This window comes from Stenotrophomonas sp. HMSC10F06 (assembly GCF_001807865.1).
GTDB classification, from domain to species: domain Bacteria; phylum Pseudomonadota; class Gammaproteobacteria; order Xanthomonadales; family Xanthomonadaceae; genus Stenotrophomonas; species Stenotrophomonas bentonitica_A.
The window spans coordinates 76,905-101,011 of the sequence record NZ_KV791248.1 but is presented as its reverse complement, the minus strand read 5'-3'; the positions used below and the strand labels follow the sequence as shown (position 1 = coordinate 101,011).

Below are 24,107 nucleotides of genomic sequence, written 5' to 3'. Positions count from 1 at the left end.
CCCGATATGACATGGCCGTTGACCCCGGTAGCTCACGACCGTTGGTCGTGAGGCACTGCGTACCGACCAACGGTCGGTACCTACGCGGTGCCTGCGGCACCTGCCGGTCGCCTGCCGGCGCCCGGGTCGTACTCGCCCCTTGGGGCGAGTACGACTAATGGCCAATAGCTTCGGTGCGTCAACGCGCCGCACCCTCGGCTCGACCGTGCCCCACGCGCGGCATCACTTTGCCACCCGGGAGAGAGGGCAACATGAGCCACCGTTTGCTGAGGACGACACGCCGGCCGTTGGCCGCCGCCCTGTTCGTCGCACTGATCGCGCCAGGCATGGCGTTCGCTGAAACCGCAAAAGAGAAAGCGCTGGAAGCCCGCGTCGTCGAGCTCGAGCGCCAGGTCCAGCTGCTGCTGAACAACCAGCAGCAACAGCAGGCCCAGATCAGCCAGGCCCAGACCGATGTCACCGCCGTGCGCACGGTGCAGGCGCAGCAGCCGGTGGCAGCCACTGTGCCGGCCGGCAAGCAGCCGATCCAGGTCACCACCATCACCCCCGGCGCCGCGCCGGGCACCACGGTCAAGATCGGTGGCTTCATCAAGGCCGACTTCCTGGCCACCCAGACCGGCGATGGCCAGCTGGCCGACGACGCCACCGGTCGCGCGCTGTACCTGCCGGGCCAGACCCCGGTGGCCGGTGCCGGCGGCAGCGGCAAGCGCTCGGACGTGGACTACAACGCCCACGCCAAGTTCTCGCGCTTCAACCTTGGCATCGACAATGTCAGCGAGGCCGGCAACAAGTCCGGTGCGTTCTTCGAGATGGACTTCTTCGGCAACTCGCTGGGCAACCAGACCGCGACCAATACCTACGGTGCGACGCTGCGTCACGCCTACATGTACTGGAACAACTGGATGGCCGGCCAGACCTGGTCGAACTTCATGGACGCGGCCTCGCTGCCGGAAGCGGCCGACTTCGTCGGCCCGACCGATGGCGTGATCTTCGTGCGTCAGGCCCAGATCCGCTACACCCAGGGGGGCTTCAGTGTCGCGCTGGAAAACCCGGAAACCACGCTGCTCACCGGCACCCGCAACCCGGTCACCGGCGTGTGGACCAACGTGGCCAGCAACTCCGACCGTGGCGCACTGCCGGACCTGACGCTGCGGTATGGCTGGAAGGGTGACTGGGGCACCTTCGGGGTCGGCGGCGTGGTTCGCCAGCTCAAGGTCGACAACCAGACCACCGGTGCCGACGCGGACAAGATCGCCGGCGGCCTGACCCTCGGCGGCAAGTGGGTGATGGGCCCGACCGACACCCTGCATTACCAGGTCACCGGCGGCGAAGGCATCGCGCGCTACATCGGCCTGGGTGTCACCGCCGATACCGCGTACGACATCGCCCGTGACGAACTCAACCCGACCGGCGTGCTGGCCGGTTACGTGGGCTGGCGCCACGCCTTCACCCCGAAGCTGCGCACCAACCTGATCTACGCGCGCAGTGATTACGACAACGACGGCAGTCTCGGCCCGCTGGTCACCAAGAGCGTGCAGAGCATCCGCGGCAACGTGTTCTACACGCCGATGCCCAAGGTCGATGTCGGCGCCGAGCTGATGTACGGCGTGCGCGAGATCGAGGATGGCCGCAAGGGCGATATCAGCCGCCTGCAGTTCACTACGAAGTACAGCTTCTAAATGCGTGCCGACCAACGGTCGGCACCTACCAACAACGATTGCTTCGGAGGGGAAGCGTCCCATGTCAACAACACCTGCACCGGCGAAAGCCCAACTCACCCAGGGACACAAGAAGGTCATCTTCGCGTCCAGCCTGGGGACCGTCTTCGAGTGGTACGACTTCTTCCTGTACGGCTCGCTCGCCGCGATCATCGCCAAGCAGTTCTTCAGCGGTGTCAATGAAACCACCGGCATGATCTTCGCCCTGCTGGCGTTCGCGGCCGGCTTCTTCGTGCGCCCGTTCGGCGCGGCCTTCTTCGGCAGCCTCGGCGACCGCATCGGCCGCAAGTACACCTTCCTGGTCACGATCCTGATCATGGGTATCTCGACCTTCCTGGTCGGCGTGCTGCCCAACTACGCCTCGATCGGGTTCGCCGCCCCGGTGATCCTGATCATCCTGCGCCTGGCCCAGGGCCTGGCGATGGGTGGCGAATACGGTGGTGCCGCAACCTACGTCGCCGAGCACGCACCGGCCGACAAGCGTGGCCTGTACACCAGCTTCATCCAGTGCACCGCCACGCTCGGCCTGTTCATGTCGCTGCTGATCATCCTGGCCTGCCGCTACTTCCTGGGCAATGAAGCGTTCGAAGCCTGGGGCTGGCGTATTCCGTTCCTGGTCTCGATCGTGCTGCTGGGCATCTCGGTGTGGATCCGCCTGCAGCTGAGCGAATCCCCGCTGTTCCAGCAGATGAAGGCTGAAGGCAAGGGCTCCAAGACCCCGTTCCGTGACAGCCTCAAGGACGGCAACCTCAAGCTGATGCTGCTGGTCCTGCTCGGTGCCGCAGCCGGCCAGGCCGTGGTCTGGTACGGCGGCCAGTTCTACGCGCTGTTCTTCCTGAGCAGCATGCTCAAGGTCGACGCCACCACCTCCTACCTGCTGATCGCCGCAGCGCTGGCGCTGGGCGTGCCGTTCTTCATCTTCTTCGGCTGGCTGTCCGACCGTATCGGCCGCAAGAAGATCATCCTCGCCGGCTGTCTGCTGGCCGCGATCACCTACATCCCGATCTTCAAGGGCCTGACCCACTTCGCCAACCCGGCCATCGAAGAAGCCCGCACCAACTCGCCGGCGCTGGTCAATGCCGATCCGAACACCTGCTCGTTCCAGTTCGATCCAGTTGGCCTGCGCAAGTTCACCAGCTCCTGCGACGTGGCCACCGCGGCCCTGACCAAAGCCGGTGTGCCCTATGAAGTGAAGCCGGCACCGGCTGGTACGCTGGCGACGGTCAACGTCGGGACCACTGCGGTGACCTCCTACGAGGCTGCAGGCCTGACCAAGGAAGACCTCAAGGCCAAGGGCGATGCCTTCGGCGGCGAGCTCAAGAGTGCATTGGGTGCGGCGGGCTACCCGGCCAAGGCCGACAATGCGCGCATCAACATCCCCGGCACGATCTTCATGCTCTGGCTGCTGGTGCTGTACGTGACCATGGTCTACGGCCCGATCGCCGCCTACCTGGTCGAGCTGTTCCCGACCCGCATCCGCTACACCTCGATGTCGCTGCCGTACCACATCGGTAACGGCTGGTTCGGTGGCTTCCTGCCGGCGATCTCGTTCGCACTGGTGGCCGGTACCGGCAACCTCTACTACGGCCTGTGGTACCCGATCATCATCGCGTTGATGACGGTCGTGGTCGGTGGTCTGTTCCTGCATGAAACCAAGGACGTGGACATCACCAAGTAACGGTGATCCACACGGCAGGACGAAGGGGCCGCGATGCGAATCGCGGCCCTTTCTGTGTCCTGGGTAGTGCCGGCCGCTGGCCGGCTCTGCATGAGATTCCGGAGACGCGTGCATGGCTGCCGGCCAGCGGCCGGCGCTACCGATCCCGCCATCACGCAGCCTGCCGCTATAGTCGGCCCATGAGCGATGCCCAAACCGATCCTGCCGCGCTTCCCGCGATTCTGCAGCGCCTACGTACCGCGTGGCAGGCCAAGCGCCCGACGCTGGAACAGCGCCGCGATGACCTGCAGCGCCTGCGCGCGGCCCTCAAGGCCCGCCTGCCGGAGATGGCCACGGCGATCTCGGCCGACTTCGGCCACCGCTCCACCCACGAATCGCTGATCGCCGACGGCATGACCGTGCTCGGCGACATCGACCATCTGTGCAGCCACCTGCGCGGCTGGATGCGGCCGCGCCGGGTCGGGGTCGGCTGGCGGTTCTGGCCGGCACGCGCCCAGACCCGGCCGGTTCCTCTGGGTGTGGTCGGGGTGATCTCGCCCTGGAACTACCCGGTCAACCTGGCGTTGATTCCGCTGGCGACCGCGATCGCCGCCGGCAACCACGTGATCCTCAAGCCGTCCGAGCACACGCCGCGCACCAGCGCCTTCCTGCAGTCGCTGCTGGCGGAGGTGTTCCCCTCCGATCGCGTGGCGGTCGTGCAGGGCGATGGAGACCTTGCCAGCGCCGTGGCCGGCTCGCCGCTGGACCACCTGGTGTTCACTGGCTCCCCCGCCATCGGCCGCAAGGTCATGGCCGCGGCCGCCGAGCACCTGACCCCGCTCACGCTGGAGCTGGGGGGCAAATCTCCGGCCATCGTCTGCAGCGATTACCCGTTGGAGAAGGCGGCCGCGCGGCTGGCCACCGGCAAGTTCTTCAATGCCGGCCAGACCTGCATCGCGCCGGACTACGTGCTGATCGACGGCCATCGCCAGCGCGAACTGGTGCAGCAGCTGCAGACGCAGGTGCAGGCGCGCTATGGCGATTTCAGCGACGCCGCCGATTACACCCGGATCATCCACGACGGCCAGTACCAGCGCCTGCGTGGCTATCTCGAGGAGGCCCGCGCGCGGGGCGTGCCGGTGATCGAACTGGCGACGGTCGATCCCGAGCGTGCGCAGCGCGAGCGGCTGATTGTGCCGACCATCGTGCTCGATCCGCCGGCGGACCTGGCGCTGATGCGCGAAGAGATCTTCGGTCCGATCCTGCCGGTCTGCGCGTATCCGGATCTGGACGCCGCCATCGCAGAGGTGCAGTCCCGTGACCGCCCGTTGGCGCTGTACGTCTTCAGTCACGAACGTTCGCAGGTGGAACGGGTGCTGGCGCAGGTCGTGGCCGGCGGCGTCACCGTCAACGACACCCTGCTGCATTTCGCGGTCAATGGCCTGCCGTTCGGCGGGGTCGGCCCGAGTGGCATGGGCGCCTATCACGCGCGTGCCGGTTTCGATGCGATGAGCAAGCAGCTGCCCATCCTGTGGCAGTCGCGCTGGGCCGCCAGCGATCTGCTCAAGCCGCCGTATTCGAAGATCGCCGGGATGTTGAAGGCGATGGTGCGGTGAGGGCCGCCATGGACGCCCGCTACAGACGCCTGAGCGCGGCCAGGAACGCGTCGGGATCCTCCGGGGATACCAGCAGCGTGTAACCGGCCGTCGTCGGCAGGATCACCACCTTCGCGGGATCGGTCACTGCTGCAAATGCTTTCCCCTTGCCGGTGCGGAACCACCCCAGTGAAAGGCCCGGCATGCCGATGCCATTGGTGCGTAGACCCAACGCAGTGTCATCGCTGCCGGGCAGCCGCCGTCGTGCGCCGGCATGATCGATCTGTGCCATCGGAACGGAAACGGAATACGCGCCGCCACCGACGGTCAGGGTCGTGGCGTCCGCCGTCAGCCGGATCGCGCTGAGTTGCCAGACGCCAAGCAGGCCGATGATGACGGCCAGAGAGATGGCGCCGAGCGCGGCCAACTGGGACATCCTGTCCTGCCCGAGGAAGTAGACCGCCGCGCCGACCAACAGTAGCGGGACGACGCCGATCAGCAGCACCGCAGCGAGGGTCTTGTAATTCAACGCGTGGATCGCGAATTCAGTGGGCATGAATGCTCCTTCGGGCATATGTCGCGGTCACGGGCGACATCTCGAGAATCTTCCTCCAGTCGACAGCGATGCAAGTGGGGAAGCTCCTCGCTTTCATGTGCGAAAGCACCTACAGAACTGCGATTCATTTGCAACATTTGCAGTGTGATATTCCCTTGGCCACTGGACAACGTGTTGCGCCGCTGGCCCCGGCGCCTCCGCTAGCGAGTGGCGCTGCGGGTCAATCAGGTCATGTGGCGCAAAGCACCCTCAACCCCCCGGCTGCGGCGATCGGTCTTCGTGGAACCACGCATGGGCCGCAGCTTCCAGATCGCCTTCCTCGGCGATCACCGAACCGTCCTCGTCCAGCAGGGTGTAGTGGCGCTGGTCACCGCCCAGCGCGGCGCTGCCATCCAACCCGAGCAGCAGGGTGTAGAGGGTGTCGGTGGTGAAGACATCGAGCATCTCCCGCAACAGCTGGGTCTGCTCGGGCGACAGGTCCATCGCGGCGATCCTTGCTGCGCACGCCGTGCCTGGGGTCCATGCCATGGCGAGCAGGTTCGCTTTCTCCGCGTACCACCTTGTTACGAAGGCATCTGCGTTCATTGAATATCTGCGCTACCGGGGGTGGGCCACCGCCTAGCGGGGGACGCAGGCGTGTGGCAAAAATCTGGGTGCCCGGACGCGAGAGCCTGCCGGCCAGCAGCCGGCAGGGCGTGCGCCCACCGACCAACGGTCGGTGGCTACCGGTAGAATGCCCGCATGAAAATCGCCTCCTGGAACGTCAATTCGCTCAACGTGCGCCTGCCGCACCTGGAACAATGGCTCACGGCGTTCGCGCCGGACGTGGTCGGTATCCAGGAAACCAAGATGGAGGACCACAAGTTCCCCGACGCGGTGCTGGCCGGGCTGGGCTACCGCAGCGTGTTTGCCGGGCAGAAGACCTACAACGGCGTCGCGCTGCTCTCGCGCGAACCGGCGCAGGACGTGCAGATCGGCATTCCCGGTTTCGAGGATGAGCAGAAGCGCGCCATCGCCGGTACCGTCAACGGCGTGCGCATCATCAACCTGTACGTGGTCAACGGCCAGGACGTGGGCACCGACAAGTACGACTACAAGCTGCGCTGGCTCGAGGCCGTGCATGCCTGGGTCGAGGCCGAGCTGGCCAGGTACCCGGAGCTGGTGGTGATGGGCGACTTCAACATCGCCCCGGAAGGCCGTGACACGCACGATCCGCTGGTCTGGAACGAGAACCACATCCTGACCTCCACTGCCGAGCGCGGCGCCCTGAACAAATTGCTGCAGCTGGGCCTGCACGACGCCTTCCGCCTGCACAGCGAGGAAGAGGGCGTGTTCAGCTGGTGGGACTACCGGGCGGCCGGCTTCCGCCGCAACCTGGGCCTGCGCATCGACCTGACCCTGGTCTCCGACGCGCTCAAGGCGCGCGCGCTGGCCTCCGGCATCGACCGCGAGCCGCGCACCTGGGAGCGCCCCAGCGACCATGCGCCGGCGTGGGTGGAGCTGGCGCCGTAAACAACAAGGCCCGACAGTGCCGGGCCTTGTTGATCGAACGAAGTACGTGAGCGCGTCAGCGGACGCTTCGACGCGTAAACAGATTCACGATCGCAAGCAGAATGACTGCGCCGATCAACGAGAACAGGAACGTGCGGATGGTGATCGCTTCATTGATGCCACCGCCGAACAGCCAACCGGCCAGCAATGCGCCGACGATGCCGACCACGATGTTGAGGATGATGCCTTGCTGCGCGTCTCGCTTCATGATGATGCTGGCAAGCCAGCCCACGATGCCGCCGACGATCAACCAGATGATGATGCCCATAGCGTTGACTCCCTCTGTGCGGATGCGACCTGTGCAGTTGACGGCACACCCCGTGAAGTCGTCGTGCAGCCGGCATGGCGGGGGCGTGGCATGACCCTGCCTGCGACCTTGGACGGCCCCTGGCGCTTCGGCCCGGTCACGGTCTGGCGCCTGCCGCATGTGCCGGGCACCCGCGGCGAGCCCCAGGCCCGGGTCCTGCTGGCCGAGCAGCTGGGCGGGGCGCCGCAGGACCTGCCGCTGCAGCGTGACCCGCGTGGCCGCCCGGCGCTGCATGGCCCGTTGGCCCATGTGGGCACCGGCTGGAGTCACAGCCACGGCCTGCTGCTGGTCGCGATGGGTGAGGGGGTGCGGCTGGGCGTGGACCTGGAACCGCTGCGCCCGCGCCCGCGGATGCTGGAGATCGTGCAGCGCTTCTTCCACCCGGCCGAGATCGCCTGGCTGGAATCGCTGGACGAGAACGCCCGCAACCACTGGTTCTTCCGGGTGTGGTGCGCCAAGGAGGCGCTGCTGAAGGCGCAGGGGCAGGGCATCTCGTTTGGTCTGCACCGGCTGCAGCTGGCCCCCGGCATCGACGGAGGTCTGCACCTGGCCTGGTGCGACCCGGAACTGGGGCCGGCCGAGCGCTGGCACCTGCATGAGTGGCAGGCGGCGGATGATTTCCGCGCGGCGCTGGCCTGGCATGCGATGTGAGATCGAGGGCATGGCCAACGATTGGAGGTGCGGGCGGAGGCAGCCGGCCGACCGTCAGGTATGCGAGCAGCGGCAGCCGATCGGCTCTACCGACCTGCGATAATGGTGCCATGACTGAACACATCCTCCCCGCTGGCGTGGCCGACGCGCTTGAGCGCGGCCTGGCCGCCATGCAGCTGGACGCCGCGCTGGCACCGCCGCTGCTGACCTACCTGACCCTGCTCGACCGCTGGAACCGCACCTACAACCTCACCGCGATCCGCGACCCGCTGGAGATGGTCACCCGCCATCTGCTCGATTCGCTGGCGATGCAGCCGTACCTGGAGAGCGGCACCCTGGCGGACCTGGGCACCGGCCCCGGGCTGCCCGGCATCCCGCTGGCGATCGCGCGCCCGCAGCTGCAGGTGACCCTGGTCGAAAGCAATGGCAAGAAGGCCCGCTTCATGCGCGAGGCCGTGCGCCAGCTGGGCCTGGGCAACGCCCGCGTAGCCGAGTCGCGCGCCGAGGCGCTGGCCGAACCGGCCGCCTATGACCATCTGACCGCGCGCGCGATGGACACCCTGGCCGGGATCATCCGGGTCGGTGGGCACCTGCTGCGCCCCGGCGGCCGCCTGCTGGCGATGAAAGGCGTGTACCCGCACGACGAGATCGCGCAGCTGCCGGCCGGTTGGTCGGTCGAACAGGTGCTGCCGTTGAGCGTCCCTGGATTGACCGGCGAGCGCCATCTGGTGGTGGTCATCGGCCCGTGAGCCGGTGACTCCCGCGCCCGCATCGCCCGCCCCAGCGTCGTCCCGACGCCCTCCCGCGGTGGCCCCGTGCGGTGCCATCGGCGTGCCCGTGGGCGTCGTTGCGGCATTGCGGCGCGTGCCTGCCGCGCATCTCACAGTGCATGACACGCCCCATATACGCATAATGACCAGTCCCACTCCCTGCCGATGAGGCTCACCCGCATGGCCCGCATCATCGCCATCGCCAACCAGAAAGGTGGCGTCGGCAAGACCACGACCGCCGTCAATCTGGCCGCCTCCCTGGCTGCTGCACCCAAGCGCGTGCTTCTTGTCGACCTCGATTCCCAAGGCAATGCGACCATGGGCAGCGGCGTGGACAAGCGCGAAGTCGCCGCTTCCACCTGTGATCTGCTGCTGGGCGAAAGCACCGCAGCCGAGGTCCGGGTCAAGACGCCGGAGGGCTTCGACCTGCTCCCGGGCAACATCGACCTGACCGCCGCCGAGATCCAGCTGATGGACCAGAGCGAGCGCGAGCAGCGCCTCAAGCGCGCGCTGGCCCCGATCCGCGACGAATACGATTACATCCTGATCGACTGCCCGCCGGCGCTGTCGCTGCTGACGCTCAACGCGCTGGCCGCCGCCGATTCGGTGATCGTGCCGATGCAGTGCGAGTACTACGCGCTGGAAGGCCTGAGCGCGCTGGTGGAAACCATCGAAGCGCTGCGCGCCAACCTCAATCCCGCGCTGGAAATCGAGGGCGTGCTGCGCACCATGTTCGATGTGCGCAACAACCTGGCCAATGCCGTGTCGGCCGAGCTGACCGAGCACTTCGGCGAGCAGGTGTTCCGCACCATCGTGCCGCGCAACGTCCGCCTGGCCGAGGCGCCCAGCCATGGCCAGAGCATCGTCGGGTACGACCGTGCCTCGCGCGGTGGCGTTGCCTATCTCGGCCTGGCCGGCGAGATCATCCGTCGCAACAACCAACGCAAGAAGGCCGACAAGGCCATGGAGACCGCCTGATGAGCACCAAGCCTGCCCTCGGCAAGAAACGCGGCCTCGGCCGTGGCCTCGACGCGCTGTTGGGGCCCAAGGGGGCGGTGACACAGGTGCAGGCAGCGGCCGTGGTCGAACCGCAGCCGGGTGAACTCCTGCGCAAGCTGCCGGTGGGCCATCTGCAGCCGGGCAAATACCAGCCGCGCCGCGACATGGACGAAACCAAGCTCGCCGAGCTGGCCGAGTCGATCAAGGCCCAGGGCGTGATCCAGCCGATCCTGGTCCGCCAGCTCGGCCCGGACAGCTTCGAGATCGTGGCCGGCGAACGCCGCTGGCGCGCGTCGCAGCTGGCCGGCCTGGACGAAGTGCCGGTGGTGGTGCGCGAGCTGGAAGACCGCACGGTCATCGCGATGGCGCTGATCGAGAACATCCAGCGCGAAGACCTCAACCCGCTCGAGGAAGCCGAAGCCCTGCAGCGGCTGATCAGCGAATTCGCCCTGACCCATGCCGAGGCCGCCCAGGCCGTGGGCCGCTCGCGTGCGGCGGTGTCCAACCTGCTGCGCCTGCTGGAGCTGCCGATCGCGATCCGCCTGCTGCTGGAAACCCGCCGGCTGGAAATGGGCCATGCCCGCGCCCTGCTGACCCTGGCGCCGGAACTGGCCAGCAAGCTGGCCCAGGAAGCGGCCGACCAGGGCTGGTCGGTACGCGAAGTGGAACACCGCGCGCAGCAGTTCGCTGCCGGCAAGGTGCCCGGCGCGCTGCGCAAGAAGCCCTCCGCCGCTGCACCGCAGGCCGACATCGCCTCGCTGGAAACCGAACTGTCCGAGTCGCTGGGCGCCCGCGTGGCGATCAACCACGGCCGCGGCGGCAAGGGCAAGCTGATCATCCATTACACCGACCTGGACACGCTGGATGGCGTGCTCGACCGACTTCGCGCACAGAAGGGCTGAGTCCCCCGCAGGCGTCAGAGGATTTCCCCCCAGCAATGAACCCCACCAAGGTCGACCGCAACCATCTGTTGCGTCTGACCGACCTGCCGAATGTCGGGCCGGCCTGTGAGAAAGATCTCCGTCTGATCGGCATCCGCGTGCCAGCGCATCTGCGCGGTCGCGATGCCTATGACATGTACGCGCAGCTGTGCCTGCGCACGGGGGTGATGCACGACCCCTGCGTGATCGATGTATTCCTGTCGGTGCTGCGTTTCATGCAGGGCGAAGCGCCGCGGCCGTGGTGGGATTTCAGCAAGGAACGCAAGGCCACCCTGGCCAAGGAAGCGCCGCTCAGCCTCTGGTGAAGCGGACCACCGGGACGTGTGCAACGCCACGCGGGCGTCCCGGGAAAGCACTGTATTGATACGTGGCAAGTAGGACGGACGGACCCCATGACCATTCTCGTGACCGGCGCTGCCGGCTTCATCGGCGCCAACACCTGCAAGGCCCTGCTCGCGCGCGGTGAGCGCGTCGTCGGCCTGGACAACTACAACGACTACTACGATCCGCAGATCAAGCGCGATCGCGTGGCTGCGCTGTGCCCGCAGGCCGATATCCGCGTGCTCGACCTGACCGACCGCGACGGCCTGGCCGCGCTGTTCGACGAGGTGCAGCCGACCCGGGTCATCCACCTGGCCGCCCAGGCCGGCGTGCGGTACTCGCTGGAAAACCCGCATGCCTACGTCGACAGCAACCTGGCCGGCTTCGTCAACATGCTGGAGCTGTGCCGCCATCGCGGCGTGGCCCATCTGGTGTATGCCTCGAGCAGCTCGGTGTACGGCGATTCGGCCACCCCGCCGTTCTCCGAAGACCAGCGCATCGACAAGCCGCGCTCGCTGTACGCCGCGACCAAGGCCGCCAACGAGCTGATGGCCTACACCTACGCCCAGCTGTTCGGCCTGCATGCCACCGGGCTGCGCTTCTTCACCGTGTACGGCCCGTGGGGCCGCCCGGACATGGCGCCGCTGCTGTTCTCGCGCGCGGTCCTGGCCGGCCGTCCGATCGACGTGTTCAACGACGGAAAAATGCAGCGCGACTTCACACATGTCTCCGACATCGTGGATGGCATCCTCGGCGCGCTGGCGCATCCGTCCAGCGACACGGTGCCGCACCGGGTGTTCAACCTCGGCAACCACACGCCGATCGAACTGGAGCACTTCATCGGGGTCATCGAGTCCGCCGCCGGACGCCCGGCGCAGAAGGTCTACAAGCCGATGCAGCCCGGCGACATGGTCCGCACGATGGCCGATACCACGCGGGCGCATGACGCGTTCGGCTACGAGCCGGCGATGCCGATCGAGCGCGGTCTGCCGCCGGTGGTGGCCTGGTGCCGGGATTATTTCGGGGATCACGCCTGACACACACGCCTCGATTCATCTTCGGATAACCTCGGGTGCGGAAAATGCGCGCTCTTTTTCGATCCTGGCCATTCGCAGAGCCCGACCATGAGCCAACCCCAGTTGTCGGTCGTCGTCCCGGTCTTCAATGAACGCGACAACGTCACGCCCCTGATCAACGAGATCACCACCGCGCTGCGCGGGCAGGTCGATTTCGAAATCGTCTACATCGACGACCATTCGCGCGACGACACCCTGGCGGTCCTGCAGGCCCTGAAGGCCATCACGCCCGAGCTGCGGGTACTGCACCACGTCACCCAGAGCGGGCAGAGCACCGCGGTGCGCAACGGCGTCAAGCACGCCCGCGCGCCGTGGATCGCCACCCTGGACGGTGACGGCCAGAACGATCCGGCCGACATCCCGAAGCTGCTCGCCGCGCGCGCGGCGGCCGCTACCGAGGTCAAGCTGTTCGCCGGGTGGCGTGTGAACCGCCAGGATTCGGGCAGCAAGCGCTGGGCCAGCAAGTGGGCCAATGCGATCCGCGCGCGCATGCTGCACGACGATACCCCCGATACCGGCTGCGGCATCAAGCTGTTCGAGCGTGCGGCGTTCCTGGAGCTGCCGTACTTCGACCACATGCACCGCTACCTGCCCGCGCTGATGCAGCGGGCCGGCTGGAAGACCACCAGCGTGCCGGTCAACCATCGGCACCGCACCGCGGGTGTGTCCAAGTACAACAACCTGGGCCGCGCGCTGGTCGGCATCCGCGACCTGCGCGGCGTAGCCTGGCTGATCACGCGCAGCAAGCGCACCGCCGTGGAAGAGCGCTGATGGAACTGCACTGGCTCGACCAGCCACTGACGTGGCTTTACTGGACCGGCCTGCACGTGACCGGCTGGAAGTTGATCGGCTACACCGGCGCGCTGATGTTCGGTGGCCGCTGGCTGGTCCAGTTCATCGCCTCGCGCCGTGCCGGCAAGCCGGTGATCCCGCGCCTGTTCTGGTACATGAGCGTGGTCGGCAGCCTGATGACGCTGAGCTACTTCCTGTTCTCGGCCAAGCAGGACTCGGTGGGCGTGCTGCAGAACCTGTTCCCGGCGTTCACCGCGCTGTACAGCCTGAAGCTGGATATCGACCATCGTGGGTGGAAGCGGGACAAGGCGGCGCATTGAGGGCGTGCCGACCGACCAACGGTCGGTGGCTACCTCGCGCCTTTGGCGCTGGGGTCCCAGCCTGCGGCCGGTCCCCGGTCCTGCCCGCGACGCGGGCAGGACCTTTGATCCATGCGCGGCCCCTTCGCCGGGTGCCATCATCGGGGTTTGCCGTCCCCCGGGAACCCTGATCGTGAAATCACCGCTCGTTGCTGCGCTGCTGCTCGCCCTGGCCCTTCCTGCCGGCGCCGCCCTGGCCGCGCCACCGGCTGCCCCGGCCGCTGCCCCGGCCAGCCTGGCCACCGAAAGCCCCGCCGATGCGCAGTTCCGCGCCATCTACGAGAAGGAATGGGCCTGGCGCGAAGCCGGTGGCGGTGAGGCCAGCGAAGACGGCGACGGCCCGGCCAACGCCATCCGCATGCCCGATGTCGGCGCGGCCGCGCAGCAGGGCCGGCTGAAGGTCTGGGACGACGTCCTGGCCCAGCTGGACAAGGTCGACACCCAGGCGCTCTCGGCCGAGAACCGCATCAACTACGCGATCTACCGCGACCAGGTGTTCAACCTGGCCGCCGATGTGCGCCTGCGTGCCTACGAAATGCCGTTCAACGCGGACTCCTCGTTCTGGTCCAACCTGTCCTTCATGGCCCGGCGCGAGATGAAGACCGCGCAGGACTACCGCAACTACATCGCGCGCCTGAACGATGTGCCGCGCTACTTCGACCAGCAGACCGACAACATGCGTGCCGGCCTCAAGCGTGGCTTCAGCGTGCCGCGCGCGGTGCTCGATGGCCGCGAGGTGTCCATCGCCACGGTCTCCGAACTGAAGGACCCGACCCAGTCGCCGCTGTACGCGCCGTTCAAGAAGCTGCCGGCCAGCATCCCGGCCGCCGAGCAGGCACAGCTGCAGGAGCAGGCCCGCCGGGCCATCGGCAGCAGCGTGGTGCCGGCCTTCGCCAAGCTGCGCACCTTCTTCGTCAGCGAGTACGTGCCGCAGGCGCGCACCACCCTGGCCGCCGAAGCGATGCCCGGCGGCAAGGCGTACTACAAGCAGCAGATCCACGAATACACCACGCTGGACCTGACCCCGCAGCAGATCCACGAGATCGGCCTGAAGGAAGTGGCGCGCATCCAGGCCGAGATGGACGGCATCATCAAGCAGGTCGAGTTCAAGGGCAGCTTCGCCGAGTTCCTGACCTTCCTGCGTACCGATCCGCAGTTCTACGCCAAGACCCCGGATGAGCTGCTGCATCGTGCGGCGTGGATCTCCAAGCGCGTGGATGGCGTGATCGGCAAGTACATGACGCTGCCGCGTGCGCGCTTCACCATCGTGCCGGTGCCGCCGGATATCGCCCCGTTCTGGACCGCCGGCCGCGGTGGCATGGGCACCTACTGGCTCAACACCTACAACCTGCCGGCGCGGCCGCTGTACAACCTTCCCGCGCTGACCCTGCACGAGTCAGATCCGGGCCACGCCCTGCAGGGCGCGCTGGCGGCAGAGCAGGGCGAGCAGCCCGCGTTCCGCCGCAACAACTACATCTCCGCCTACGGCGAAGGCTGGGGCCTGTACTGCGAGAAGCTCGGCGTGGAGATGGGCATCTACGAAACCCCGTACGAGGATTTCGGCCGCCTGACCTACGAAATGTGGCGCGCCGCGCGCCTGGTGATCGATACCGGCGTGCACCACAAGGGCTGGACCCGCGAGCAGGCGCTGTCCTACCTGCGCGACCACACCGCGCTGAGCGAGCACGAAGTGACCACCGAAGTGGATCGCTACATTTCCTGGCCGGGCCAGGCGCTGAGCTACAAGCTCGGCGAGATCGCGATCGTGCGCCTGCGTGCGCAGGCCGAGCAGGAGCTGGGCGACCGTTTCGACGTCAAGGCCTTCCACGACGCCGTGCTCAGCCAGGGCTCGGTGCCCCTGCCGGTGCTGGAGGAACAGATCCAGGCCTTCATCGCCCAGCGCAAGGCTGCGACCAGCTGAGATGCGCGGGGGCCGGCCATCGCGCCGGCCCCTGCCAACGTGAACCGACCTGCCGGGCTGCGATTGTGTAACGGCTTCACGCCCGGCTACCCTGCGGGCCATGTTCCGTCGTGCCCGCCTGCGTCCGTCCCTGCTGCTCCGCCTGCTGATGCTGGTGGTGGTCGGTGTGGGCGTGTTCGGCAGTTCGCTGGCCTCGGCCCTGGCCGATATCCACCTGAGCGTGCATGCCGACAGCAGCGAGCTGCATGGCAGCGATGACACCGCCGGCACCGCCTCCAGCGACGACGACGGCAACGAAGACTGGCTGCATGCCCTGGTGCATTGCGGCCACTGCCATGGCCACGGCGGCGTGCTGCCGATGGCGGCGATGGCCTGGAGCCTGCCCGTCGCCCCCAGCCACGGCGTCCCTGCCGGGTTGGTCGCGCAACTGCGCACCCAGCCGCCCGAGAACCTGCTGCGTCCTCCGATAGCGATCTGATGCCCTGCGGCCGCGTGCCGCCGTTTGCCATCTGATTGTTTTCTGGAGACTCCCATGTGGATGCGTCTGGCAGCGTTGGCTGCCATTGCGTTCGTGCCGTGCGTATACGCACAGGGCACGACACCTGCTGCACCGTTGACCCTCGACGACGCCATCGCGCGCGTTGCCCAGTACCACCCCGACCTGCGCCTGGCGCAGGCGCAGCGCCCGGTGTGGGAAGCCCGCCGTGACGCGGCCGGCCTGTCGCCCCCGCTGACCCTTGGCGTGGAGCTGGAGAACGCACTCGGCAGCGGTGACACCCGTGGCTTCGATGCCGCCGAAGTCACCGTCACCCTGGCCGGCGTGCTGGAACGCGGCGGCAAGCTGGATGCCCGCCGCGCCGTGGCCCAGGCCAATCTGGACAGCCTGGCCCCGCAGCGCGAAACCGCGCGGCTGGATCTGATGGCCGAGGTCGCCCGCCGCTACCTGGCGGTGACCGACGCGCGCCAGCAGCTGCGCATCGCCGAGACCGATATCGAACAGCGCAGGCGCGCGGTGGCCGCCGCGCGGCTGCGCCTGCAGGCCGGCGCCTCGCCCGAATCGGTGCTGATGACGGCCCAGGCGATGCTGGCCCAGGCCGAACTGGACCGCGATCGCGCTCGGCAGATGGATCAGTCCGCGCGTGCGGCACTGTCGGCGTTGTGGCGCCAGCGTGATCCTGGCTTCGATGTGGTGAGCGGCGACCCGATGCAGCTGCCCGCGCTGCAGGACTTTGCCGTGCTCGCCGACGAACTCCAGCGCACGCCGGAACTGGCGGTGCTGGCCGGTGAGCGCCGCATCCGCGAAGCGCAGGTGCAGCTGGCCCGAACTGAAGCACGGCCCGACGTCAGCTGGCAGGTGGGCGTGCGCAACAGCCGCGATACCCGCGATACCTCGCTGGTGGCTGGTTTCAGCCTGCCGCTGGGCAGCGTGCGCCGCGCCGAGCCGGAGATCCGCGCGGCCGAGGCCGAGCTGGCGCTCAACAGCGTGGAGCGCGAGGCGCGCGCGCTGCAGCTGTACGCCACGCTCGCTGAAGCGCATGGCCGCTACCTGACCTCGCGATTGGAAGTCACGCGCATGGCGCGCGACGTCCTGCCCCAGCTCAAGCGCGCCGAGAATGCCGCCGAGAAGGCCTGGCGTGCCGGCGCCATCAGCTACATGGAATGGGCCCAGCTGCAGGCGATGCGGATCGAAGCACGCCAGCGCCAGCTGGAAGCGGCCATCGCCGCACAGACCGCCCTCATTGAAATCCAGCGGCTGACCGGCCAGAGCATGGTCGCCGCCACCGACACCGTGTCCACGGAGGACCGCCGATGACCGCTTCCCTGACCCGTACCGTGCTGGCCGGCAGCCTGTTGATCGCGCTGATGGCGCTCGCCGGCTGCGGCAGCAGTGACCCCGCGGCAGCGCCGACCAAGGCCGCTGCGACGGACGCCGGCCATGGCGAGGCCGGGCATGCCGATGATCATGACGACCATGACGCCCCGGAAAGCACCACCATCGCCGCAGCGATGGCCGAACAGGCCGGCATCCGGGTGGCGCCGGTGGTGGCCGGCACCATCGCCGACGAGCACGACGTGCAGGGCCTGCTGACCCCGGTCGATGGCCGTGTCGCGCAGGTGATGGCGCGCTTCCCCGGGCCGATCCGCTCGCTGCGCGCCAATGTCGGCGACCGGGTGCGCGCCGGCCAGGGGCTGGCCAGCATCGAGAGCAACCTGAGTCTCACCACCTACACCGTGACCGCACCGATCGGTGGCGTGGTGCTCGCGCGCCAGGCCCAGGTCGGCGGCGTGGCCGGCGAGGGCACGCCCTTGTTCGAGATCGGTGATCTGTCCACGTTGTGGGTGGACCTGCATATCTTCGGCAACGACACCCAGCACATCACCGCCGGCGTCCCGGTCACGGTGTCGCGGATGACCGACGGCGTCAGCCAGGCCACCACGCTGGAGCGTGTGCTGCCCGGTACCGCCACCGCCAGCCAGAGCACGGTCGCCCGTGCCACGCTGCGCAACGATGATGGCCAATGGCGGCCCGGTGCCGCGGTCAAGGCCCGCATCGTGGTCGCCACCACCCCGGCCGCGCAGGTGGTGCCGCTGAGCGCCCTGCAGACGATGGACGGCAAGGACGTGGTGTTCGTGCGCGAAGGCGAGACCTACACCGCGCGTGCGGTCACGCTCGGTGCGCGCGATGCCGGCAAGGTGGAAGTGCTCGATGGCCTGACCCTCGGCGAAGAGGTGGTGGTCGAGCAGAGCTACGTGGTCAAGGCCGACATCGGCAAGGCGGGGGCATCGCATGAACATTGACGCCTCGCCACGCCCCGCATCCGGAGGGCGCCGTCATGCTTGAGCGCATCATCCGCGCCGCCATCGCCCATCGCTGGTTGATGATGGCCCTGACCCTGGTGCTGATCGCGCTCGGCAGCTGGAGTTTCACCAAGCTGCCGATCGACGCCACCCCGGACATCACCAACGTCCAGGTGCAGATCAACACTGCCGCGCCGGGCTACTCGCCGCTGGAGACCGAACAGCGCATCACCTATCCGGTGGAAACGGTGATGGCCGGCCTGCCGGCGATGGAGCAGGCCCGGTCGCTATCACGCTACGGCCTCTCGCAGGTGACCGTGGTGTTCAAGGACGGCACCGATATCTACTTCGCCCGGCAGCAGGTCGCCGAGCGCCTGCAGCAGGTCAAATCGCAGATCCCCGAGGGACTGGATCCGCAGCTGGGGCCGATCTCCACCGGCCTCGGCGAGATCTTCATGTACACCATCGACGCCGATCCCAAGGCGCGCAAGGCCGATGGCACGGCGTACACCGCCACCGACCTGCGCACGCTGCAGGACTGGGTGATCCGCCCGCAGCTGCGCAACGTGCCGGGCGTGACCGAGGTCAACACCATCGGTGGCTTCCAGCGCCAGGTGCACATCACCCCGGATCCGGCACGCCTGCGCGCGCTGGGCTTTACCTTGGAGGACGTGGCGCAGGCGGTGGAAACCAACAACCAGAACGTCGGCGCCGGCTACATCGAACGCAACGGCCAGCAGTTCCTGGTGCGCATCCCCGGGCAGGTCGCCAACCTGGAGGAGATCGGCAACATCGTGCTGGCCCGCCGCGAAGGCGTGCCGATCCATGTGCACGATGTGGCCCAGGTGCAGGACGGCCCGGAACTGCGCAGCGGCGCGGCCACCCAGAACGGCCATGAAGTGGTGATGGGCACGGTGGTGATGCTGATCGGCGCCAACAGCCGTGATGTCGCCCAGGCCGCGGCCGCGCGCCTGCAGCAGGCGCAGGCCAGCCTGCCCGAGGGCGTCACCGTCACCGCCAGCTACGACCGCACCGCGCTGGTCGACCGCACCATCGAGACCGTCGCCAGGAACCTGGTCGAAGGCGCCCTGCTGGTGATCGTGGTGCTGTTCCTGCTGCTCGGCAACTTCCGTGCGGCGTTGATCACCGCGGCGGTGATTCCACTGGCGATGCTGTTCACGCTGACCGGCATGGCCCGGGGCGGTGTGTCGGCCAATCTGATGAGCCTGGGCGCGCTGGACTTCGGCCTGATCGTCGATGGTGCGGTGATCATCATCGAGAACTGCCTGCGCCGCTTCGGCGAACGCCAGCACCTGCTCGGCCGCGACATGACCCGCGAAGAACGCTTCGCCGAAACCGCCAGCGCCACCGCCGAAGTGATCCGCCCGAGCCTGTTCGGGCTGGGCATCATCACCGCGGTGTATCTGCCGATCTTCGCGCTCACCGGCGTGGAAGGAAAAATGTTCCACCCGATGGCGATCACCGTGGTGCTGGCCCTGACCGGCGCGATGGTGCTGGCACTGACCTTCGTGCCGGCCGCGATCGCGCTGTTCCTCGGCGGCCGTGTGCAGGAGAAGGAAAACCGGCTGATGGCCTGGGTGCGGCGGCGCTACGAACCGATGCTGGGCTTCGCCCTGCGGCGCGGCCGCTGGATGGTGGCCGGTGCGCTGGTGCTGGTGGTCGGGTGTGGTCTGCTGGCCACGCGGCTGGGCAGCGAGTTCGTGCCGAACCTGGACGAAGGCGATGTCGCCATGCACGCCATGCGCATCCCCGGCACCAGCTTGACCCAGTCCATCGAGATGCAGAAGCAGATCGAGAACCGGCTGGTGCAGTTCGCCGAGGTGGACAAGGTGTTCTCCAAGATCGGCACGCCGGAAGTGGCCTCCGATCCGATGCCGCCGTCGGTCGCCGATACCTTCATCATGATGAAGCCGCGCAAGGCCTGGCCGGATCCGCGCAAGACACGTGCGGCGCTGCTGGCCGAACTGGAAGAAGCGGTCGAGCAGTTGCCCGGCAACAACTACGAGTTCACCCAGCCGATCCAGATGCGCACCAACGAGTTGATTTCCGGCGTGCGTGCCGACGTGGCCGTGATGCTGTTCGGCGATGATCTGGACACGCTGCTGTCGGTCGGCAAGCGCATCGCGGCGGTGGCCGACAGCGTGCCGGGTGCGGCCGACGTGCGGGTAGAAGAGACGAGCGGCCTGCCACTGCTGACCGTTACCCCCAACCGCACCGCGTTGGCCGGGTATGGCTTGAACCCGGGCCAGGTGCAGTCGACCGTGGCCACCGCGGTGGGTGGCCAGGTGGCAGGGCAGCTGTTCGAAGGTGATCGCCGCTTCGACATCGTGGTGCGCCTGCCCGAAGCGCTGCGCCAGGACCCGGCCGCGCTGGCGGACCTGCCGGTGTCGTTGGAAACCGCACTGGCGGACGCGGCCGATGAATCCAGCAGGGCGGGCAGCTGGACCAGTGGAAGTGCGCGCACGGTGCCGCTGCGTGAGCTGGCGACGCTGAGCAACAGCGAAGGGCCGAACCAGATCAACCGCGAGAACGGCAAACGCCGGATCGTGGTCACCGCCAACGTGCGTGACCGCGACCTTGGTGGATTTGTCGGTGATCTGCAGCAGGCGATCGGGCGCGATGTGCAGGTGCCCAACGGCTACTGGATCGAGTACGGCGGCAGTTTCGAGCAGCTGATCTCGGCCAGCCAGCGCCTGTCCATCGTGGTGCCGGTGACGCTGGCGATCATCTTCGCGCTGCTGTTCTGGGCGTTCGGCTCGGTCAAGGATGCGGCGATCGTGTTCAGCGGCGTGCCGCTGGCGCTTACCGGTGGCGTGCTGGCGTTGGCGCTGCGCGGCATTCCGCTGTCGATCTCGGCCGGTGTCGGCTTCATCGCACTATCCGGCGTGGCGGTACTCAACGGCCTGGTGATGATCAGCTTCGTGCGCAGCCTGCGCGAGCAGGGGATGCCATTGCCGCAGGCGGTACGCGAGGGTGCCTTGGGCCGTCTGCGCCCGGTGCTGATGACCGCATTGGTGGCCTCGCTGGGCTTCGTGCCGATGGCCTTCAACGTGGGCGCCGGCTCGGAGGTGCAGCGTCCGCTGGCGACCGTGGTGATCGGCGGCATCGTCTCGTCCACGCTGCTGACCTTGCTGGTGCTGCCGGTGCTGTATCGGTGGCTGCATCGGAAAGGATCTGGCGCGGAATGACGGGCAGGTCCGCACGTGATGCAACGTTCGGACCTGGCTGCCTTACCAATGCGCGGGTTTGTCGATGGGTTTTTTTCCAGTCTGGATCCGGTCAGGCAACTGGCAGGACGTCAACTCTTCATCGTGGATATGGCCGCGCGCCCAATGCGCATTCGCTGACAGCGAGGACATCATGTTGCGGTGGACAGCGGCACCTGCCTCGGGAGGCCGCCTCGGGGTGATCACTCCAAGGCGGATATCCGGAAAATCTTCCCTGATGGCGCGTAGCACCGGCTCCACATCACTGTCGTTTGAGCACACCACCAGCTGCGAGAATCTTCCTGACGCGGCATCGCGATACATTGCCAAGGCGATGTTCACATCCGTCTGTTTCTCCTCGAGCTTCCAGACCTTCACCCTATCTGCCCGGTTGAAGGGTTGCCCATCGACATACCGTGGCATCTTCGTACCGCTGCGATCATGCGTGTGGGTTCCCATTGTCTTCTGGAAACGGCTTCCGTGACGTACTTCGTGCCCACGCAGAAAGCTGTCCTGGGCGATCGTGGAGGCATTGCCGTGGGTCGAAAACCGGGCGAGGCAAAACGCGCTGAAGTACCTGACCAACGTCATCTGTGACGTCGGCGTCTGCTCATGCACCAAGCGTTCGAACAGCCTGACGATATCGATCCATTTGTAGGGTGTTCCCCGGATCCGGCCATAGTAGAAGTTGTAGCCATCCACGTAGACGGCGGTGGTGTCAGTCATGCGCACGTTCCTTCGGGCATGAAAAAACCGCCTTTCGGCGGTTTCTTCGTCCCAGGCCGTTTAGCCAACTGAATGACGACGGCGAGGGCGGGGTCGTGGCTCCATTACATCAGCCCATTGCCGTGGCGGTCAAATAACGGGTTCACACCTTGATGCCGCCTCATCCAATTGGCGCTGATCGATTTCCTTTCAGCCATTGTTGGATCAAATCGACCGCGTTGGCCACGCCCGCTTCCAGGCCCATTGCTTTTTCCAGCGCAGCCGCTCGCCCGCGCGTTTCGGCGTGCTCAACGAAGCTCAGCGACCGTTCCAGTGTCCCGGCGTCCAACCGCTTCGGCGACAGCGCCGCCGGTGCCACGCCCAACTGCTGCAGCCGGTCCGCCCAGAAGAACTGATCCGCGGCGAACGGCATCACCAGCGACGGCACCCCGGCCCGGCAGGCTGAGTGCGTGGTGCCGCTGCCACCGTGGTGGATGACGAGCGAGCAGCGCGGGAACAGGGCTTCGTGCGGGGTCGGCCCGAGCACGAACACGTTTGGCGGAAGCGGGGCACTGGGCAGCCCGGCCCAGCCCGGGAACAGCAGTACCCGCCGCGGCGCCAGGGCCGCCAGCAGCGCGGGCAGCACCTGGTCGCGATCGAAGCCGGTCATGCTGCCGAACCCGAGGTAGACCGGGGCGGCGCCGGCCTCCAGGAAGGCCTGCAGGGCCGGCGGCGGCAGCCAGCCGCGTTCTGGCGCGCGCCATTGGCCGCAAATTCGGTGGTTGGCGGGCCAGTCCGGTGGGGGTGGCAGCAGGCTGGGCGAGATGCCGTACAGCATCGGTAGATCCCGCCAGGGCGAGGCGCGCCCCGGCATGCCCAATGCCCGTCGCGCGGCGTTGATCGGACCGCGGAAGGTGCGCCATACCGCCTGGTTGACCAAGGTGTAGCTGAGGCGATTGAGCGCGCCGGGCAGGCGCAGCCGTGGCAGGAACGGAGAGGGGAAGCCGGCGGTCGGGGTCAGCGGAATCATCCCGGTGCCGATCACCGGCAGCCCATGGTGTTCGGCCACGGCCAGGCCCACGAACGCGGCCAGCCCGCCGGTCAGCACCGCATCGCACCCGGCGGCCGCCGCGTCGGCCTGGCGCATCCAGCCGGGCACGTGCCGTTGCGCCATCCGCGCCAAGCCCCGCGAGGCCGCAAGGCGGGCGTTGCCGCGCGACACCAGCGCCACCACCTCGTCATGGATGTCGCCCTCCAGCGCGGCATGCGGGACGCCCAGCTGGCGCGCGGTCTCCAGCGTGCCGCGCTCGGCCAGCAGCAGCACCTCATGGCCGGCGCCGATCAGCCCATGACAGAGCATCACCAGCGGGCGGGTGTCGCCTTCGGTGCCGTAGGTCAGGGCGAGCAGCTTCATGAAAGGCTGAAGGCGAAGGGCAGTAAAGGGGCTGGGGTCGTCATCGTCACATCCGCGTTGCAGGCCCGGGCAGCCTAGCGGAGCGGCTGTCACGGGGCCGGGATGGCGCGCTTGGGCCAGGCCGGCTTGCCGCAGGCCCCCGGAGCGGGCATAATGCGCGGCTCGCTGTGTCCAAAAACCTTTGGATCGGTGGCCGGGAACACGTCATCCGGCCCGCCCTCGACAGCGTAACCCTTTGATTCTCATGACGTGTGGCGGGAAACCGCCGAGGCCGCCGTCGCCCGGGCTATGGGCTGACAACTACTTTATCGAGGTGCGCAATGTCCCGCGTATGCCAAGTTTCCGGCAAGCGAGTGCAGACGGGTAACAACGTCTCGCACGCCAACAACAAGACCCGTCGTCGTTTCCTGCCCAACCTGCACGAGCGCCGCTTCTGGGTTGCCAGCGAGAACCGCTGGGTCAAGCTTCGTGTTTCCGCGCATGCCCTGCGCACCATCGACAAGAACGGCATCGACTCCGTTCTGGCTGAGCTGCGTTCGCGCGGCGAAAAGGTCTGAGGAGTAAACGATCATGGCAGGCAAGCGCGATAAGATCCGTCTGATTTCGACGGCCAACACTGGCCACTTCTACACGACGGACAAGAACAAGAAGAACACCCCCGGGAAGATGGAATTCCTGAAGTACGATCCGGTCGTGCGCAAGCACGTCCTGTACAAGGAAGGCAAGATCAAGTAATCCGCGAGGATGC

24 protein-coding genes are annotated in these 24,107 nt (G+C 67.3%); 19 read left to right on the top strand and 5 right to left on the bottom strand.

Annotation, left to right across the window (positions count from 1 at the left end):
- The first annotated feature begins 251 nt into the window (after window positions 1-251).
- From HMPREF3113_RS00475 to HMPREF3113_RS00465, 3 genes are all read left to right on the top strand, one after another.
- The gene (locus HMPREF3113_RS00475; protein WP_070426240.1) at window positions 252-1,679 is read left to right on the top strand and encodes a DcaP family trimeric outer membrane transporter; all 1,428 of its coding nucleotides are present in this window, start codon (window positions 252-254) and stop codon (window positions 1,677-1,679) included.
- Between the two features lie 61 nt (window positions 1,680-1,740).
- Window positions 1,741-3,396 carry an MFS transporter gene (locus HMPREF3113_RS00470; RefSeq protein ID WP_070470064.1) on the top strand — a complete coding sequence of 552 codons (1,656 nt, stop codon included), beginning with the start codon at window positions 1,741-1,743 and terminating at the stop codon, window positions 3,394-3,396.
- Between the two features lie 179 nt (window positions 3,397-3,575).
- A complete protein-coding gene (locus HMPREF3113_RS00465) occupies window positions 3,576-4,991 on the top strand; it encodes a coniferyl aldehyde dehydrogenase (RefSeq protein ID WP_070470063.1) in 1,416 nt (471 codons plus the stop codon).
- A 19-nt stretch (window positions 4,992-5,010) separates the two neighbouring features.
- Here HMPREF3113_RS00465 and HMPREF3113_RS00460 read toward each other — a convergent pair whose 3' ends face one another.
- Window positions 5,011-5,526, bottom strand: coding sequence for a PH domain-containing protein (locus tag HMPREF3113_RS00460; protein ID WP_070470061.1), 516 nt, complete (start codon window positions 5,524-5,526; stop codon window positions 5,011-5,013).
- A 249-nt stretch (window positions 5,527-5,775) separates the two neighbouring features.
- Window positions 5,776-6,009, bottom strand: a complete 234-nt coding sequence (locus HMPREF3113_RS00455) for a hypothetical protein (RefSeq protein ID WP_102788713.1) — start codon at window positions 6,007-6,009, stop codon at window positions 5,776-5,778.
- Window positions 6,010-6,267: 258 nt separating this feature from the next.
- On the opposite strand from HMPREF3113_RS00455, the gene xth reads away from it, so the two are divergent.
- Window positions 6,268-7,038 carry an exodeoxyribonuclease III gene (gene xth, locus HMPREF3113_RS00450; protein WP_070470057.1) on the top strand — a complete coding sequence of 257 codons (771 nt, stop codon included), beginning with the start codon at window positions 6,268-6,270 and terminating at the stop codon, window positions 7,036-7,038.
- Between the two features lie 55 nt (window positions 7,039-7,093).
- On the opposite strand, the gene HMPREF3113_RS00445 is transcribed toward xth, so the two are convergent.
- Complete coding sequence (locus HMPREF3113_RS00445; RefSeq protein ID WP_070426235.1) at window positions 7,094-7,345, bottom strand: GlsB/YeaQ/YmgE family stress response membrane protein; 252 nt, start codon at window positions 7,343-7,345, stop codon at window positions 7,094-7,096.
- Between the two features lie 90 nt (window positions 7,346-7,435).
- On the opposite strand from HMPREF3113_RS00445, the gene HMPREF3113_RS00440 reads away from it, so the two are divergent.
- The 13 genes from HMPREF3113_RS00440 (at window position 7,436) to HMPREF3113_RS00380 (ending at window position 21,222) form a co-directional block, all read left to right on the top strand.
- Entirely contained in the window at window positions 7,436-8,035 is a 600-nt protein-coding gene (locus HMPREF3113_RS00440) for a 4'-phosphopantetheinyl transferase family protein (RefSeq protein ID WP_070470055.1), read from the top strand.
- Between the two features lie 110 nt (window positions 8,036-8,145).
- A complete protein-coding gene (rsmG, locus tag HMPREF3113_RS00435) occupies window positions 8,146-8,784 on the top strand; it encodes a 16S rRNA (guanine(527)-N(7))-methyltransferase RsmG (RefSeq protein ID WP_070470052.1) in 639 nt (212 codons plus the stop codon).
- Between the two features lie 201 nt (window positions 8,785-8,985).
- Window positions 8,986-9,783 carry a ParA family protein gene (locus tag HMPREF3113_RS00430; RefSeq protein ID WP_019185613.1) on the top strand — a complete coding sequence of 266 codons (798 nt, stop codon included), beginning with the start codon at window positions 8,986-8,988 and terminating at the stop codon, window positions 9,781-9,783.
- The gene (locus tag HMPREF3113_RS00425) at window positions 9,783-10,706 is read left to right on the top strand and encodes a ParB/RepB/Spo0J family partition protein (RefSeq protein ID WP_019185614.1); all 924 of its coding nucleotides are present in this window, start codon (window positions 9,783-9,785) and stop codon (window positions 10,704-10,706) included. Before HMPREF3113_RS00430 ends, HMPREF3113_RS00425 begins: the two co-directional genes overlap by 1 nt.
- 35 nt (window positions 10,707-10,741) lie before the next feature.
- A complete protein-coding gene (locus HMPREF3113_RS00420) occupies window positions 10,742-11,050 on the top strand; it encodes a helix-hairpin-helix domain-containing protein (protein WP_019185615.1) in 309 nt (102 codons plus the stop codon).
- An 87-nt stretch (window positions 11,051-11,137) separates the two neighbouring features.
- Window positions 11,138-12,103: an SDR family NAD(P)-dependent oxidoreductase gene (locus tag HMPREF3113_RS00415; protein WP_070470050.1), complete on the top strand. Its 966-nt coding sequence runs from the start codon at window positions 11,138-11,140 to the stop codon at window positions 12,101-12,103.
- 87 nt (window positions 12,104-12,190) lie between these two features.
- Window positions 12,191-12,913 carry a glycosyltransferase family 2 protein gene (locus HMPREF3113_RS00410; protein ID WP_070470049.1) on the top strand — a complete coding sequence of 241 codons (723 nt, stop codon included), beginning with the start codon at window positions 12,191-12,193 and terminating at the stop codon, window positions 12,911-12,913.
- Window positions 12,913-13,254 (top strand): lipid-A-disaccharide synthase N-terminal domain-containing protein, encoded by a 342-nt coding sequence (locus HMPREF3113_RS00405; RefSeq protein WP_019185618.1) that lies wholly within the window; start codon window positions 12,913-12,915, stop codon window positions 13,252-13,254. Before HMPREF3113_RS00410 ends, HMPREF3113_RS00405 begins: the two co-directional genes overlap by 1 nt.
- Window positions 13,255-13,426: 172 nt before the next feature.
- The gene (locus HMPREF3113_RS00400) at window positions 13,427-15,214 is read left to right on the top strand and encodes a DUF885 domain-containing protein (protein ID WP_070470047.1); all 1,788 of its coding nucleotides are present in this window, start codon (window positions 13,427-13,429) and stop codon (window positions 15,212-15,214) included.
- A gap of 100 nt (window positions 15,215-15,314) precedes the next feature.
- Window positions 15,315-15,692 (top strand): DUF2946 family protein, encoded by a 378-nt coding sequence (locus HMPREF3113_RS00395; protein WP_070470045.1) that lies wholly within the window; start codon window positions 15,315-15,317, stop codon window positions 15,690-15,692.
- 54 nt (window positions 15,693-15,746) lie between these two features.
- A complete protein-coding gene (locus tag HMPREF3113_RS00390; protein WP_070470043.1) occupies window positions 15,747-17,027 on the top strand; it encodes a TolC family protein in 1,281 nt (426 codons plus the stop codon).
- Window positions 17,024-18,013, top strand: a complete 990-nt coding sequence (locus HMPREF3113_RS00385) for an efflux RND transporter periplasmic adaptor subunit (protein WP_083298662.1) — start codon at window positions 17,024-17,026, stop codon at window positions 18,011-18,013. The genes HMPREF3113_RS00390 and HMPREF3113_RS00385 overlap by 4 nt, the downstream gene beginning before the upstream one ends.
- Before the next feature lie 35 nt (window positions 18,014-18,048).
- Entirely contained in the window at window positions 18,049-21,222 is a 3,174-nt protein-coding gene (locus HMPREF3113_RS00380) for an efflux RND transporter permease subunit (RefSeq protein ID WP_070470041.1), read from the top strand.
- A 42-nt stretch (window positions 21,223-21,264) separates the two neighbouring features.
- On the opposite strand, the gene HMPREF3113_RS00375 is transcribed toward HMPREF3113_RS00380, so the two are convergent.
- Together HMPREF3113_RS00375 and HMPREF3113_RS00370 are read right to left on the bottom strand one after the other, a co-directional pair.
- Window positions 21,265-21,966 carry an NYN domain-containing protein gene (locus tag HMPREF3113_RS00375; protein WP_070470039.1) on the bottom strand — a complete coding sequence of 234 codons (702 nt, stop codon included), beginning with the start codon at window positions 21,964-21,966 and terminating at the stop codon, window positions 21,265-21,267.
- 160 nt (window positions 21,967-22,126) lie between these two features.
- Window positions 22,127-23,359, bottom strand: coding sequence for a glycosyltransferase (locus HMPREF3113_RS00370; RefSeq protein WP_070470037.1), 1,233 nt, complete (start codon window positions 23,357-23,359; stop codon window positions 22,127-22,129).
- Between the two features lie 320 nt (window positions 23,360-23,679).
- On the opposite strand from HMPREF3113_RS00370, the gene rpmB reads away from it, so the two are divergent.
- Both rpmB and rpmG read left to right on the top strand, forming a co-directional pair.
- Window positions 23,680-23,916, top strand: coding sequence for a 50S ribosomal protein L28 (rpmB, locus tag HMPREF3113_RS00365; protein WP_019185625.1), 237 nt, complete (start codon window positions 23,680-23,682; stop codon window positions 23,914-23,916).
- Window positions 23,917-23,926: 10 nt separating this feature from the next.
- The gene (gene rpmG, locus HMPREF3113_RS00360; RefSeq protein ID WP_172407465.1) at window positions 23,927-24,094 is read left to right on the top strand and encodes a 50S ribosomal protein L33; all 168 of its coding nucleotides are present in this window, start codon (window positions 23,927-23,929) and stop codon (window positions 24,092-24,094) included.
- The last annotated feature ends 13 nt before the right edge of the window (window positions 24,095-24,107 follow it).

Bases quoted from the DNA above. Each gene is read 5' to 3' on its own strand.
- HMPREF3113_RS00445 (WP_070426235.1), bottom strand. From the start codon at position 7,345: ATGGGCATCATCATCTGGTTGATCGTCGGCGGCATCGTGGGCTGGCTT.
- HMPREF3113_RS00420 (WP_019185615.1), top strand. From the start codon at position 10,742: ATGAACCCCACCAAGGTCGACCGCAACCATCTGTTGCGTCTGACCGAC.
- HMPREF3113_RS00385 (WP_083298662.1), top strand. From the start codon at position 17,024: ATGACCGCTTCCCTGACCCGTACCGTGCTGGCCGGCAGCCTGTTGATC.
- HMPREF3113_RS00380 (WP_070470041.1), top strand. From the start codon at position 18,049: ATGCTTGAGCGCATCATCCGCGCCGCCATCGCCCATCGCTGGTTGATG.
- HMPREF3113_RS00460 (WP_070470061.1), bottom strand. From the start codon at position 5,526: ATGCCCACTGAATTCGCGATCCACGCGTTGAATTACAAGACCCTCGCT.
- xth (WP_070470057.1), top strand. From the start codon at position 6,268: ATGAAAATCGCCTCCTGGAACGTCAATTCGCTCAACGTGCGCCTGCCG.
- HMPREF3113_RS00425 (WP_019185614.1), top strand. From the start codon at position 9,783: ATGAGCACCAAGCCTGCCCTCGGCAAGAAACGCGGCCTCGGCCGTGGC.
- rpmB (WP_019185625.1), top strand. From the start codon at position 23,680: ATGTCCCGCGTATGCCAAGTTTCCGGCAAGCGAGTGCAGACGGGTAAC.
- HMPREF3113_RS00390 (WP_070470043.1), top strand. From the start codon at position 15,747: ATGTGGATGCGTCTGGCAGCGTTGGCTGCCATTGCGTTCGTGCCGTGC.
- HMPREF3113_RS00405 (WP_019185618.1), top strand. From the start codon at position 12,913: ATGGAACTGCACTGGCTCGACCAGCCACTGACGTGGCTTTACTGGACC.
- HMPREF3113_RS00395 (WP_070470045.1), top strand. From the start codon at position 15,315: ATGTTCCGTCGTGCCCGCCTGCGTCCGTCCCTGCTGCTCCGCCTGCTG.
- HMPREF3113_RS00440 (WP_070470055.1), top strand. From the start codon at position 7,436: ATGACCCTGCCTGCGACCTTGGACGGCCCCTGGCGCTTCGGCCCGGTC.
- HMPREF3113_RS00455 (WP_102788713.1), bottom strand. From the start codon at position 6,009: ATGGACCTGTCGCCCGAGCAGACCCAGCTGTTGCGGGAGATGCTCGAT.
- HMPREF3113_RS00410 (WP_070470049.1), top strand. From the start codon at position 12,191: ATGAGCCAACCCCAGTTGTCGGTCGTCGTCCCGGTCTTCAATGAACGC.
- HMPREF3113_RS00465 (WP_070470063.1), top strand. From the start codon at position 3,576: ATGAGCGATGCCCAAACCGATCCTGCCGCGCTTCCCGCGATTCTGCAG.
- HMPREF3113_RS00415 (WP_070470050.1), top strand. From the start codon at position 11,138: ATGACCATTCTCGTGACCGGCGCTGCCGGCTTCATCGGCGCCAACACC.
- HMPREF3113_RS00375 (WP_070470039.1), bottom strand. From the start codon at position 21,966: ATGACTGACACCACCGCCGTCTACGTGGATGGCTACAACTTCTACTAT.
- HMPREF3113_RS00475 (WP_070426240.1), top strand. From the start codon at position 252: ATGAGCCACCGTTTGCTGAGGACGACACGCCGGCCGTTGGCCGCCGCC.
- rsmG (WP_070470052.1), top strand. From the start codon at position 8,146: ATGACTGAACACATCCTCCCCGCTGGCGTGGCCGACGCGCTTGAGCGC.
- HMPREF3113_RS00370 (WP_070470037.1), bottom strand. From the start codon at position 23,359: ATGAAGCTGCTCGCCCTGACCTACGGCACCGAAGGCGACACCCGCCCG.
- HMPREF3113_RS00430 (WP_019185613.1), top strand. From the start codon at position 8,986: ATGGCCCGCATCATCGCCATCGCCAACCAGAAAGGTGGCGTCGGCAAG.
- HMPREF3113_RS00470 (WP_070470064.1), top strand. From the start codon at position 1,741: ATGTCAACAACACCTGCACCGGCGAAAGCCCAACTCACCCAGGGACAC.